Annotated in this window: 12 protein-coding genes; 3 read left to right on the top strand and 9 right to left on the bottom strand. The window is 72.8% G+C overall.

Going from position 1 to position 12,630, the window contains the following annotated elements:
• Nucleotides 1-71: 71 nt before the first annotated feature.
• Nucleotides 72-2,207 carry an NAD-dependent DNA ligase LigA gene (ligA, locus tag ACGFIW_RS00455; protein ID WP_393310117.1) on the bottom strand — a complete coding sequence of 712 codons (2,136 nt, stop codon included), beginning with the start codon at nucleotides 2,205-2,207 and terminating at the stop codon, nucleotides 72-74.
• A 336-nt stretch (nucleotides 2,208-2,543) separates the two neighbouring features.
• On the opposite strand from ligA, the gene ACGFIW_RS00450 reads away from it, so the two are divergent.
• Nucleotides 2,544-3,086 (top strand): type II toxin-antitoxin system PemK/MazF family toxin, encoded by a 543-nt coding sequence (locus ACGFIW_RS00450; RefSeq protein WP_393310115.1) that lies wholly within the window; start codon nucleotides 2,544-2,546, stop codon nucleotides 3,084-3,086.
• Nucleotides 3,087-3,468: 382 nt separating this feature from the next.
• On the opposite strand, the gene ACGFIW_RS00445 is transcribed toward ACGFIW_RS00450, so the two are convergent.
• From ACGFIW_RS00445 to ACGFIW_RS00415, 7 genes are all read right to left on the bottom strand, one after another.
• Nucleotides 3,469-4,479, bottom strand: a complete 1,011-nt coding sequence (locus ACGFIW_RS00445) for an ADP-ribosylglycohydrolase family protein (RefSeq protein WP_393310113.1) — start codon at nucleotides 4,477-4,479, stop codon at nucleotides 3,469-3,471.
• Nucleotides 4,480-4,508: 29 nt separating this feature from the next.
• The gene (locus ACGFIW_RS00440) at nucleotides 4,509-4,874 is read right to left on the bottom strand and encodes a VOC family protein (RefSeq protein WP_393310111.1); all 366 of its coding nucleotides are present in this window, start codon (nucleotides 4,872-4,874) and stop codon (nucleotides 4,509-4,511) included.
• 36 nt (nucleotides 4,875-4,910) lie between these two features.
• Entirely contained in the window at nucleotides 4,911-5,915 is a 1,005-nt protein-coding gene (locus ACGFIW_RS00435) for a methionine synthase (protein ID WP_393310109.1), read from the bottom strand.
• A gap of 37 nt (nucleotides 5,916-5,952) precedes the next feature.
• A complete protein-coding gene (mnmA, locus tag ACGFIW_RS00430; protein ID WP_393310107.1) occupies nucleotides 5,953-7,026 on the bottom strand; it encodes a tRNA 2-thiouridine(34) synthase MnmA in 1,074 nt (357 codons plus the stop codon).
• 201 nt (nucleotides 7,027-7,227) lie between these two features.
• On the bottom strand, nucleotides 7,228-8,403 hold the full coding sequence (locus ACGFIW_RS00425; RefSeq protein ID WP_393310105.1) for a cysteine desulfurase family protein: 1,176 nt from the start codon (nucleotides 8,401-8,403) through the stop codon (nucleotides 7,228-7,230).
• A gap of 59 nt (nucleotides 8,404-8,462) precedes the next feature.
• On the bottom strand, nucleotides 8,463-9,116 hold the full coding sequence (locus ACGFIW_RS00420; protein WP_393310103.1) for a class F sortase: 654 nt from the start codon (nucleotides 9,114-9,116) through the stop codon (nucleotides 8,463-8,465).
• Nucleotides 9,113-9,943 carry a DUF4397 domain-containing protein gene (locus tag ACGFIW_RS00415; protein WP_393310101.1) on the bottom strand — a complete coding sequence of 277 codons (831 nt, stop codon included), beginning with the start codon at nucleotides 9,941-9,943 and terminating at the stop codon, nucleotides 9,113-9,115. Before ACGFIW_RS00415 ends, ACGFIW_RS00420 begins: the two co-directional genes overlap by 4 nt.
• 230 nt (nucleotides 9,944-10,173) lie before the next feature.
• Between ACGFIW_RS00415 and ACGFIW_RS00410 the strand changes: the two genes are divergently transcribed.
• A complete protein-coding gene (locus ACGFIW_RS00410) occupies nucleotides 10,174-10,776 on the top strand; it encodes an RNA polymerase sigma factor (protein ID WP_393310099.1) in 603 nt (200 codons plus the stop codon).
• The gene (locus ACGFIW_RS00405; protein WP_393310097.1) at nucleotides 10,730-11,563 is read left to right on the top strand and encodes an anti-sigma factor; all 834 of its coding nucleotides are present in this window, start codon (nucleotides 10,730-10,732) and stop codon (nucleotides 11,561-11,563) included. The genes ACGFIW_RS00410 and ACGFIW_RS00405 overlap by 47 nt, the downstream gene beginning before the upstream one ends.
• A 93-nt stretch (nucleotides 11,564-11,656) precedes the next feature.
• On the opposite strand, the gene ACGFIW_RS00400 is transcribed toward ACGFIW_RS00405, so the two are convergent.
• Nucleotides 11,657-12,616, bottom strand: coding sequence for an electron transfer flavoprotein subunit alpha/FixB family protein (locus ACGFIW_RS00400; RefSeq protein WP_393310095.1), 960 nt, complete (start codon nucleotides 12,614-12,616; stop codon nucleotides 11,657-11,659).
• Between the last annotated feature and the right edge of the window lie 14 nt (nucleotides 12,617-12,630).

Below are 12,630 nucleotides of genomic sequence, written 5' to 3'. Positions count from 1 at the left end.
CAGTCACGAATCGGTCGTAGTCGTAATTAAGTTGGTATACGCGACCTGTCGCCGCACCGCGCGCCCACGGGTCAGCCGCCCGGTTGAGCGACCTCCCGTGCGGCATCCGGACCCGCGTCGAGCAGGAGCTGGAACCCTGCCTCGTCCAGCACCGGCACCTTGAGGCTGACCGCCTTGTCGGCCTTGGAGCCGGGGTTGTCCCCCACGACGACGAAGCTCGTCTTCTTGGAGACCGACCCGCTGACCTTGCCGCCCCTGGTCTCCACCGCCTCGACGGCCTGGTCCCGCGAGAAGCCGGCGAGCGTGCCGGTCACCACCACGGTCAACCCCTGCAACGGGCGCGGCCCCTCGTCGACCACGTCCTCCGCCATCCGTACGCCGGCCTCGGCCCACTTGCGGACGACCTCGCGGTGCCAGTCCACCGCGAACCACTCCCGGAGGCTCGCCGCGATGGTCGGCCCGACCCCGTCGACCGAGGACAGCTCCTCCTCCGTGGCCGCCTCGATGGCGTCCATCGAGCGGAAGTGCCGGGCGAGCGCCCGAGCCGCGGTGGGGCCGACGTGCCGGATGGAGAGCGCCACCAGCACCCGCCACAACTCGCGCTGTCGGGCGACCACGAGATTGTCCAACAACTTGGTCGCGTTGCTGCCGAGGGTGCCGTCCTTGTTGACGAAGAACGGGGACCGGGACAGCTGCTCGGCGTCGAGCTGGAAGAGATCGCCCTCGTCGGTGATGATCTGCGCGTCCAGTAGTGCTCCCGCGCCCTTGTAGCCGAGCACCTCGATGTCGAACGCACCCCGGCCGGCCAGGTGGAACACCCGCTCCCGCAGCTGCGCCGGGCAGCTGTGGGTGTTGGGGCAACGAATGTCGACGTCGCTCTCCTTGGCGGGGGCGAGTGGCGTGCCGCAGGACGGACAGGTGGTGGGCATCACGAACGCCCGCGCGTCGGCGGGACGCAGGTCGACCACCGGGCCGAGCACCTCGGGGATCACGTCCCCCGCCTTGCGCACCACCACCGTGTCGCCGATCAACACGCCCTTGCGTTCCACCTCGCTGGCGTTGTGCAGGGTGGCCTGGGCCACCGTCGAGCCCGCCACGTGCACCGGCTCCAGCACCGCGAACGGCGTGACCCGCCCGGTGCGCCCGACACCGACCTCGATGTCGAGCAGCTTGGTGGTGACCTCCTCCGGCGGGTATTTGAAGGCGATCGCCCAGCGCGGGGCGCGGCTAGTCGAACCGAGCCGGCCCTGGATGGAGACCGGGTCGACCTTGACCACCACCCCGTCGATCTCGTGCTCGACGTCGTGCCGGTGCTCGGCGTAGTGCGCGATGTATTCCGCCACACCGGCCAGATCCGGGACGACCCGCCACCGATCGCTGGTCGGCAACCCCCACGACTTCAGCGCCGCGTACGACTCGGACTGGGCCGTGGGCTGGAACCCCCGGCGGGCGCCGATGCCGTGCACGACCAGGCGCAGCGGCCGGGAGGCGGTGACCCGCGGGTCCTTCTGCCGCAGGCTGCCGGCGGCGGCGTTGCGCGGGTTGGCGAACGGTGCCCGGCCCTGCTCGACCAGGCTTGCGTTGAGATCGGCGAAGGCGGCGATCGGGAAGTAGATCTCGCCCCGGACCTCCAGCAGCCCCGGGACGTCTGGGAACTCGGCGGAGGCGGCCAGCTCGCTGGGCACGTCCCGGATGCTGCGTACGTTGGCGGTGACGTCCTCACCTGTGCGACCGTCACCCCGGGTGGCGGCCCGGACCAGCCTGCCCTTCTCATAGGTCAGGTTGATGGCCAGCCCGTCGACCTTCAGCTCGCACAGGTAGGGCACCGGGCCGCCCGCGTCCCGTTCGACCCGCTCGGCCCAGGCCGCCAACTCCTCGTCGGCGAAGGCGTTGTCGAGCGACAGCATCCGCTCGGCATGGGTGACCGGGGTGAAGTCGGTGGAGAACGTGCCGCCCACCCGCTGGGTCGGCGAATCGGGCGTGCGCAGCGCCGGGAACTCCGCCTCCAGCGCCTCCAACTCGCGCAGCTGCCGGTCGAACTCGGCGTCGGCGATGGTCGGCGCGTCCAACACGTAGTAGCGGTATTGATGCTCGGTCAGCTCCTGACTGAGCGTGGCGTGCCGTTCCCGGGCCTGCGGCGTCGGCTCAGCCCCGGCCGCCGCCTCCTGCTCCGGGCTGACCTGCTGACCGATCTGCTCCTCGGACACACCGCCACCTTCGGACACGCCTGCGACCTCCCTGATCACGCTACTCCGGCACGGTATCGGGCCGGTGGGACAATCCGTTGCCCGCCCGCGCCCGCTGCGATGTTCCTCGCCGCCGCGTTCCGTGATCAGTCGATGCCCAGTGGTTCTCGACGGGCCGATCCCACTACTCGGCGTCAAATGATCAAGGGGTGTCCGCCGGGTGCGGCGGGGCGTCCGGGCAGCCGCGGTGTGGTGGGCGGGCGGCACGGGCGGAGGCGTGCGAGGATCGCCGAACGGTGCGGCCCGCGAGCCGCCAGGCGGCGGAGATGCCTCCGCCGGTGGGCAGGAGGTAACGCGATGCGCGAGGCACTGCTCTGGGCGGTGGCGATCCTGCTGGCCGTGGGTGCGGGTTGGGCATGGAACAGCTGGCGAAACCGGGTTTCCACCCGCCCCTCGGGCACCCGACCGGATCGCCGTGCCACGGCCGGCACCGGTGGTCGTCGGCCCACCCCACCTCGGCCGCGCGGCACCGACCGGCCGGGCGCCAAGCCTCGCTCACGCGACACCGACCGGCGGGACGCCCCGGCACCGGGCGAGATCTGGTGGGCCGACGTGCCGTACGCCGATGGCAGCGGCTCGAAGGTACGGCCCTGCCTGGTGCTGCGGGCGGACTCCCGAGGAGCCGACGTCCTGAAGATCACCAGCCAGGACAAGAGTGACCGGGACGACCACGTGCGGATCCCCACCCGGGAGTGGGATCCCGGCGCGGAGCACGACAGCTACCTCAGCCTGACCGAGCCGATCCGACTCGACTCGGCCGCGTTCGCCGACCACGCCGGCCGCTGCGACGCCGACCTGTGGCGCAAGGTCCGCAGCCTGCGTCACCTGCCCACCCCCTGACCAGCCCCACTGCCCTGTCGGCGCAACCGCCCGACGATCCCACCCGTCACCCGGACCGTCCCGGCGAGCCCCCTACCCCGTCGCCCTGGCCACAGACGGCGTGATCGACTCGGCTTCCTGCAAAGCGCGGCATCCGACACCACGGGACACCCCGACTTCCAGAAACGCGAGTGGATCACGCCCGCGAAGCGGGGCGGCCCAGGCCCGGCGGCCCACGTCAGGCCGGCCGAGCACGGCAAGCCGGGCCAGGCCAGGCAGGCCGGGCCAGGCAGGCCGGGCCAGGCAGGCCGGGCCAGGCAGGCCGGGCCAGGCAGGCCGGGCCAGGCAGGCCGGACCGAGCAGCGCAGGGCACGCAGGCAGCAGGCAGGCAGGCAGGTGAGGGTCAGTCCCAGGCGGCGCCGAGGGTGGTGAGTTGGTCCGCGTACTCGATGCGGTCCGTCCATCCGGTCGGCCAGGCGGCCATGCCGGCGGCCGCGCCCACGAAGGCGCCGGCCAGGGCGGCGATCGAGTCGGAGTCGCCGGCGGTGGTCGCGCCCCGGGCCAGTGCCGCCACCGGGTCGTCGGCGTGCCGAATGGCGCAGAGCAGCGCGGTGGCCAGCGCCTCCTCGGCGACCCAGCCCTCCCCGGTGGCCCGGCACGGGTCGCCGCCGTCGTCCGGCTGGCTCAGGGCGGTCGTCAGTCGGCCCAGCGCCGCCAGGCACTCGTCCCAGCCTGGGGCGATGAAGTCGGCTGGAGAAGACAAGCCGGCGCGCTGCCAGAGATCACCCAGCCACCGCTCCCGGTAGACCAGTCGCTGGGCGAGCGCCCGCTCGGTGAGCAGCGCGGGTAGCTCGGGCAGTGTGGCGCCCGCGCGCAGCACGAAGACCGCGTACGCGGTCAGCTCGCTGGCGGCCAGCCCGGTCGGGTGGCCGTGGGTCAACCCGGCCTGCAACTGGGCCAACCCGGCCAGGGTGTCCAGGTCGACGTCGAGCAGCCCGACCGGGGTGACCCGCATGTTGGCCCCGCACCCCTTCGACCCCGGCACGGTCGCCTCCTGCCAGCGCAGCCCACGGCTCAGCTCCGCGCAGGCTCGCAGGCAGGTCATGCCCGGGGCACGGTTGTTGTCCGGGCTGACCGCCCAGGCCAGGAAGCGCCGCCGCAGTAGCGGCTCCACCGCCTCCGGGGTGAGCGAGGGCGCCTCGTGCAGCGCCCAGCCCACCGCGAGTGCCATCTGGGTGTCGTCGGTGACAAGTGCCGGCTCGCCGGACAGCTCACGTGGGCCGGCCGGGCCGTACCGGTGCTCGATCTCGGCGACGGTCAGGAACTCGGTCGGCTTGCCGAGCGCGTCGCCGTAGGCGAGGCCGAAGAGTGAACCGGAGGCGCGCAGCGCGGAGGTGGGGATCACGGCGGCCATGATGCCCGGCCGCCGCAACCCACGCCGGCTCAGTCCCAGCAGAGGCAGAACGGGTGGCCGACCGGGTCGGCGTAGACCCGGAAACCCTCGCCCCCGCCCGGCAGCCGCCGAGCCCCGAGCGCGAGCGCCGCCTTCTCCGCGCTCTCGATGTCGTCCACCGTCACGTCGAGGTGGAACTGCTGTGGCCGCTCCGGGTCCGGCCAGGCCGGTGGCCGCAGGTCGGGTGCCTGCTGGAAGGCCACACGCGGCTGGTGGCCGGGCGGACCGCCCAGCACCACCCAGTCGGACTCCGTCTCACTCTCGGCGATGCGCATGCCGAGCAGCTCGGCGTAGAACTCCGCCAGCGCCCGGGGATCCGGGCAATCGATCACCACTGAACGCAGCTGTCCAATCATGACCGTCATCCTGCCCACCCGGTACGACAGGAAAACTCAATCCTCGGCGAGCCGCCGACCGGCGTCCCGACAGGCCGCGAGCACCGCCCGGGCGTACTCCGGGGTGGCACCGGCGAGACCGCAGGCCGGGGTGAGCACCACCTGCTCGGCCAACTGCCGACGAGGAAAGCCGAGGCGGTCCCACACCTGGCGTACCCGATCGGCGATCTGCGCGGAGGTCGGCGCGCCACCGGCCGACGGCGGCCGGGTCGGCGCGGCCCCGGCCAGCAGCCCGAGGCCGGCGTCGATCGCCTCGCCCAGCGGGTCGAGCTTGGTGACCAGGTCGAGGTCGAGGGCGACCGCGACGGCGCCGGTGGAGCGGATCAGCTCCAGCGGCACGTCCGGGGCGCAGCAGTGCACGAGCGTCGGCACTCCGACCGCGTCCACGACCGCGCGCAGCAGCGCGGCCGCGTCCACCGAATCGACCGCCCGGTACGCGCCCAGGCCGCTCTCGGTCGGCACCCGCCCGGCCAGCACCGTCGGCAGTGACGGCTCGTCCAGTTGGAGCAGCACCGACGCCCGGGGCAGGCGCCGGGCCACCGCCGCGACGTGCGCGCGCAGCCCTTCGGCGAGGGAGCCGGTCAGGTCACGGACCGCGCCGGGGTCACGCAGCAGGCGGCCACCGATCGGTAGCTCCAGGGACGCGGCGAGCGTCAGCGGGCCGGCGGCCTGCACCTTGATCGGGCCGTCGTACTCCTCGGCCTGCTCGGCGAGCTGGTCCAGGTCGCGTTCCATGAGGTCGGCGGCCCGGCGCAGGTCACGCCCCGGGCGGGGGGCGACCCGCCAGCGGCCGGCGTACACCTCGACGGGCAGCTCGACAAGCAGCCCGGCGCTACGGCCGATGAGGTCGGCGCCGGGGCCACGGGCCGGCAACTCGGCCAGGTGGGGCAGCTCGGGAAGCTCCCCGAGGACCACCCGCTGTGCCTCGCCGATGTCGGTGCCGGGCAGCGAACCAATTCCGGTTGCCGCACCGGCCGGCCAGGGCCACGCCTGATCTGTCACGGCCGAAGGCTATCCCGCGAACCCCCGTGCCGCTCCGTCAGGCGGTGATCGTCGCCGAGCCGAGGACCACGTCGCCGGCCGGGTCAGGCCGGTACGCGACCACGGCCTGACCGGCGGCGACACCGCGGACCGGCCGGCGCAGCTCGGCGTGCAGCAGGTCACCGTCGAGGGCGACGGTCGCCGGGACCACGTCGCCGTGCGCACGCAGCTGCACCTCGCACTCGATCGGCGCGTCCGGGCGCGCACCGCCGGTCCAGACTGGGCGAACGCCACGCACCTCGGACACCTCCAGCGCCTCGGCGGTGCCAACAGTCACCGTGTTGGTCTTCGGCGTGATGGAGAGCACGTAGCGCGGCCGCCCGTCCGGGGCGGGCCGGTCCAGGTGCAGCCCGCGGCGCTGCCCCACCGTGTACGCGTACGCGCCGCGGTGACTGCCGACCACCGCACCGGTGCTCGCGTCGACCACGTCGCCGGGCGCCTCGCCGAGCCGACCGGCCAGGAAGCCGCGGGTGTCGCCGTCGGCGATGAAGCAGATGTCGTGCGAGTCCGGCTTGTCGGCCACCGCCAGGCCACGCTCGGCGGCCTCCGCACGGACCTGCGCCTTCGTCGAGTCGCCGAGCGGGAAGATCGACCGGTCCAGTTGCTCGCGGGTGAGCACGGCCAGCACGTACGACTGGTCCTTGGCGATGTCGACGCTGCGCCGCAGCAGCCCGTCCGGGCCGAGGCGGGCGTGGTGCCCGGTGACCACCGCGTCGAAGCCCAGGGCCACCGCCCGGTCCAGCACCGCCGCAAACTTGATCTTCTCGTTGCAGCGCAGGCAGGGATTCGGTGTACGGCCGGCGGCATATTCGGCGACGAAGTCGTCCACCACGTCCTCGTGGAAGCGGTCGGCCATGTCCCAGACGTAGAACGGGATGCCGATCACGTCGGCGGCCCGTCGCGCGTCCCGGGAGTCTTCCAGGGTGCAGCAGCCGCGCGCCCCGGTCCGGTAGGTCTGTGGATTGCGCGCCAGCGCCAGGTGTACGCCTGTCACGTCATGCCCGGCCGCCACCGCCCGCGCCGCCGCCACGGCCGAGTCAACCCCGCCCGACATAGCCGCCAGAACCCTCACCAGCGCACTCCCTTCCCCATCCCCACAACAACCCTATCCACCAGCCCCGAAAACCCACCGGCCCCGGCCCCGCCCCGCCCACCACCTCGCGCGATCTTGCACTTTCTGCCCCGGCAAAAGTTGCATAAAGGGCAATTTGGCGACAGAAACTGCAAGATCGCGGGGATAGAGGCGCGAGGGCGGGGCGGGGGCGGGGGTCAGCTAGCGGGGGGTGCGGAGGGCTGCGGCTCGGCGGGCTCGGTCCACCGCCGCGGGGAGGGCCGCGATGAGGGCGTCGACGTCGGCCTGGGTGCTCGTGTGGCCGAGGGAGAAACGCAGCGAGGAGCGGGCGCGGTCGTCGTCGGCGCCCATCGCCAGCAGCACGTGTGAGGGTTGGGCCACGCCCGCGGAGCAGGCCGACCCGGTGGAGCAGGCGATGCCCTGGGCGTCGAGCAGCAGCAGCAGGGCGTCGCCCTCGCAGCCCGGGAAGGAGAAGTGCGCGTTGCCGGGCAGCCGGTCGGTCGGGTCGCCGTTGTAGACCACCTCGGGCACCGCCCGACGAACCCGTTCGATCAGGTCGTCGCGGAGCGCGGCCACCCGGGCCGCGTACTCCTGTTGGCCCTTCACCGCGCTCTCGACGGCGACCGCGAAGGCGACGATGCCGGCGGTGTCCAGGGTGCCGGAGCGGACGTCGCGTTCCTGGCCGCCGCCGTGCAGCAGCGGCGTGGCCGCCACGTCCCGGGCGAGCAGCAGCGCGCCCACCCCGGTCGGGCCGCCCAACTTGTGCCCGGTGAGGGTCAGCGCGGCGACACCGCTGGCGGCGAAGTCGACGGGCACCTGACCGACCGCCTGGACGGCGTCGGTGTGGAACAGCACACCGTGCTCGGCCGCGACGGCGGCCAACTCGGCGACCGGCTGGACGGTGCCCACCTCGTTGTTCGCCCACATCGCGGTGACCACCGCCACCCGGTCGGCGTGCGCGGCCAGCTCGGCGCGCAGGTCCTCCGGGTCGAGCCGACCGGCGGCGTCCACCGGCAACCAGCCGACCTCGGCTCCCTCGTGCTCGACGAGCCAGTCCACCGCGTCCAGCACCGCGTGGTGCTCGACGGCGCTGGACACCACCCGACCGCGTTGCGGGGCGGCTCCCCGGCGGGCCCAGAAGATGCCCTTGACCGCGAGGTTGTCGCTCTCCGTGCCACCACCGGTGAAGATCACCTCGGATGGCCGCGCGCCCAGCACCGCGGCCACCTTCTCGCGGGACTCCTCGACCCGGCGGCGGGCACGGCGACCCGCCGCGTGCAGGGAGGACGCGTTGCCGACCTCGCGGGCGGTAGCGACGTACGCCTCCAGTGCCTCATCGAGCATCGGAGTCGTCGCCGCGTGATCCAGGTAAGCCATCACCACTCAGCCTACGGCCGACACCGTGGAGCCCGGATGGCGGAGGGGACCCGGCCCGGTCAGGCGGGCACCGCGGTCACGACGATGTTGTCTCGGTACCTGCGCGCCCTGGCGTCGAACGGCCCGCCACAGGTGATCAATGTCAGTCGCGGCTTGCCGTCCCGGGCGAAGTACCGGTCCAACGGAATCCTGGTCTTCGCGTACTCCTCCCGGGCGACGACCCGGTACCGCCGCGCCGCGCCGTCGCTGCCGGTCGCGGTCAGCGTGTCGCCCTGGTCCAGCTCACGGAGCCGGAAGAACGCCCCCCTGCCCTGCCTGGCGCTGTCCACGTGCCCGGCGATGACCACCGAGCCCGCGGGGGCCTCCAGGCCGGGTCCGTAGCGGTACCACCCGATCTGTTCGACGCTCGGCGGCACCTCGAACTCGTTCGTCCGCTCGTTGATGCCCACCGCGACGACGGTGGCGGTGACGTCGATCTCCGGGATCACCAGTCGTACCGGCGCGATGATCGCCGTGACCGCCGGCAACTCACCGGCGGTCACCGGGACCGACGGAACGCTGGCGGTGGTCGCCGGGGCGCTGGCCAACGCGCTCGCCTCCTCGGCGCCCACGTTCCCGGCCGGCTGGGAGCCGCACGCCACCACCGCGGCGGCGGTGAGCGCGGCAACGCCGGCGGCCAGGGCCGCCAGCGCGCCGCGGTCGCGCACCGTCACCTACGACCGGACCGCGCGGTCGCCATCCGCACCCCACCAAGAAACAGCAGGAGTACGCCGGCACCGGTGAGCGTGTACCACCACGTGCCCAGGCCCGTGCCGGCCTGACCGCCGTCACCGCTCGGCACGCCGCCCGGAGCGGAGTGCAGGCCGGTGATGGTCTGCGCCACCACACCGAGGGTCTTGCCCTCGGCGGAGCCGATCGCGTAGACGATCGTCGCGGTGCCCTCCCCGAGGTTGAGGTCGGCCGGGCCGATGGCCACGGTGTCGGTGCCGGCCAGCACCACGTCCGCCTTCACGCTGCCCGCGTCGAGGTCGCCCTTGGCCTCCTCGGGGTTGGTCAGGCCCTCGAAGACCGGGGTGCCGCCGGCGCGTACGTCCACGGACGGCGCGGCGGCGGTGTGCCGGACGATCAGCCGGGCCTTGCCGGCGTCGACCTTCGAGACGTCGTTCACGAACGGGGTGATCTTCGGCTTGCCGGCGGCGTCCAGGTGGGCCGCGATGCTGATGTTCGCGCCGCCCGGCACCGCCGCGTCGTCGACCTTGAGGATCGCGCTGCCGATCGGCTCGCCCGGCTTGGTAAGCGCGATGTCGTAGTCGCCCTTCTCCAGGGTCAGCGGGCCGGCGACGTCGCCGGGCTTGAAGTTGTCGAGCGTCTTCTTGCCGTTGACGTAGACGTCGACCGGGGTGTCCGGGATGCCGTGCACCACGGAGACCTTCGACGTGGCGGCGTACGCGGGGGTGGCGGTGAGTGCGCCAACTCCGGCGAAGGCCAGCGCGGCGACCGCGCCACCCGCCGCGACCCGCCGCAGGGATGGGAACTGCATGTCTGCCTCCTGGTGATTGGTGCTGATTCGTCAGGCCCGGTGTGCAGAACGGGTTACGCCGTCGCCCCGACGGGTGGATGCGACACCGACGCACTTTTCTTTTTCGGCCCCACCTGCATCCGAACCGGGGTCGCGAGGCGAAGAGCTGCTGAGATGACATCGACCGGGAGAGTGGGGCGGAGACTGTGGCAGCTACAGTCGGGCATGCCCCGTCGAAGGCGAGCCGCCCGATGACGGCCCTGCACGAGGAACCGGACCCTCCGGTGGACGACCTCGCACTCCGCTTCCGCGCGGGCGACGACGTGGCGCTCCGCGAGGCGTACGACCGGTACGGTCGGGCCGTGTTCCACCTGGCCACCTCCATGCTGGCCAACCGCGCCGACGCCGAGGACGTCACCCAGGCCACGTTCGTCGCCGCCTGGCTGGGTCGCGACACCTTCGACCCGGCCAAGGGATCGCTTGTCGGTTGGCTGCTCGGCATCGGCCGGCGCAAGGTGATCGACCGGATGCGCGCCTCGGCCCGGGAGACCCGGGTGGTGGAGACGGTTCGGCAGTTGCCCGAGCCGGCGCGGGCCGAGCCGGATCCGGACCGCGTGGTGGACCGGCTGGTGATCGCCGACGAGTTGGCCCGTCTCCCGGACGACCAGCGCCGGATGCTGGAGTTGGCCTTCTACGACGACCTGACCCACCAGCAGATAGCCACGGTGACGGGGGTGCCGTTGGGCACCGTGAAGAGTCACATCCGGCGCGGCATGGCGAGCTTGAAACGCAGATGGGAGGTGGACGGTGCAGCACCTGGCCCACGACCGGCTGGTCTTTCTGGCGCTCGGTGAGAGCGAGGCGGACAACGGGGAGAGCACCCACCTCGGCACCTGCGCGCACTGCCGGGCGGAGATGACGACCCTGCGGCAGATCGCCGGGCTCGGCGTGGAGACGCAGGGCCTCGTCGACCTACCCGACCCGCCGGAGCACGTCTGGCAGGGCATCCTGGCCCAGGTCAGCACGGCGGAGACCGGACAGTCGGTGACCGAGATCCACCGACCGCCGGTGCCGGAACAGGCCCCCGGCACGTCGGCAGAGCCGACCACCAACACCGTGGCGAAGCCGACCACCAACACCGTGCCGGAGCCGACGGTCACCCGGCTGGACTCGGCTCGCCGGTCGCGGCGGGGCCGTGGCTGGTCCCGTTGGGCGGCCACCGCGGTGACCGCTGCCGCCGCCGCGGCGGTCGGTGTGGTGGGCACGGTCTCGGTGCTCCGGCCGGACGACCCGGCGCCCGCACCGAAGCCGGTGGTGGTGGCGAGCGCCCCGCTGGCGGCGTACGGGTCGACGCCCCCGGCGGCCAGGGGCGACGCCCGGGTGCTGCGCGACGGCCAACTACATCTGCATGTGGCGAATCTCCCGCGCGTCCCGGGGTACTACGAGGTCTGGCTGATCAATCCGACGACGATGGAGATGTTCTCGGTGGGCACCCTGGGTGGCGGCCAGGACGCCCTGCTACCCCTGCCCCCGAATGTCGACCTCAAGAGCTACTCGGTGGTCGACGTCTCCGCGGAACGATTCGACAACAACACCCGCCACTCCGGCGACAGCCTCCTGAGGGGCGCCCTGACGGGCTGATCGGCGGGCCGGCTCAGCTCCCCGGCCCGCCGATCAGCTCCCCACGAAAAAGTGGCCGCCCGTGCGAACAGGCGGCCACTTTCTGTCACAGCGTCACTTGCGCTTGCGGATCTCCTCGGCGGCCTGCGGGACGATCTTGAACAGGTCGCCCACCACGCCGAAGTCGGCCAGCTCGAAGATCGGCGCCTCGCCGTCCTTGTTGACCGCGACGATGGTCTTCGAGGTCTGCATGCCGGCCCGGTGCTGGATGGCACCGGAGATGCCGAGCGCGACGTAGAGCTGCGGGGAGACCGTCTTGCCGGTCTGGCCCACCTGGAACTGGTGCGGGTAGAAGCCGGAGTCGACCGCCGCGCGGGACGCGCCGACGGCGCCGCCGAGCAGGTCGGCCAGTTCCTCGACCAGCTTGAAGTTGTCGGCGTTGCCGACACCGCGACCGCCGGAGACGACCACACCTGCCTCGGTCAGCTCGGGGCGGGAGCCCTTCTGCTCGGCGACCCGCTCGACGACCCTGGCCAGCTTGTCGGTGTCGGTGACCGACACGGTGAGCTGCTCGATCGCCGGGGTGGCCGCCGCCGGGGTGGGGGTGACCGAGTTGGGCCGGACGGTGACCAGCGGCAGGCCCTTGGTGACCTTGGACTTGACGATGGTGGAGCCGGCGAAGGCGATCTGGGTCGCGGTGCCGTCGGTGGCCAGGCCGACCACGTCGGTCAGGATGCCGTTGTCCAGCTTGACGGCGAGGCGGGCGGCGATCTCCTTGCCCTCCTGGGCCGAGGCCAGCAGCACGGCGGCCGGCTGCACGCGCGTGACCAGCTCGGCCAGCACGGTGGCCTTGGGGGCCACCAGGTAGCCGTCGATCTCGTCACCCTCGGCGGCGTAGATCTTCTCCGCGCCGTACTCGCCCAGCTTGCCGCTCAGCGCCTCGGCGGCCCCGGCGCCGCCGAGCACCACCGCGCTCGGGGTGCCCAGCTCGCGGGCGAGGGTGAGCATCTCCAGGGTGACCTTCTTGACGCCGAATTCCTTGGTGGCTTCGACGACGACGAGAACCTCAGACATGTCCAGACCCGCTC

Origin of the sequence: Micromonospora sp. NPDC048935 (genome assembly GCF_043197875.1) — a bacterium.
In the GTDB taxonomy this organism is placed as follows: domain Bacteria; phylum Actinomycetota; class Actinomycetes; order Mycobacteriales; family Micromonosporaceae; genus Micromonospora.
This window is presented reverse-complemented; position numbering and strand designations above follow the sequence as displayed.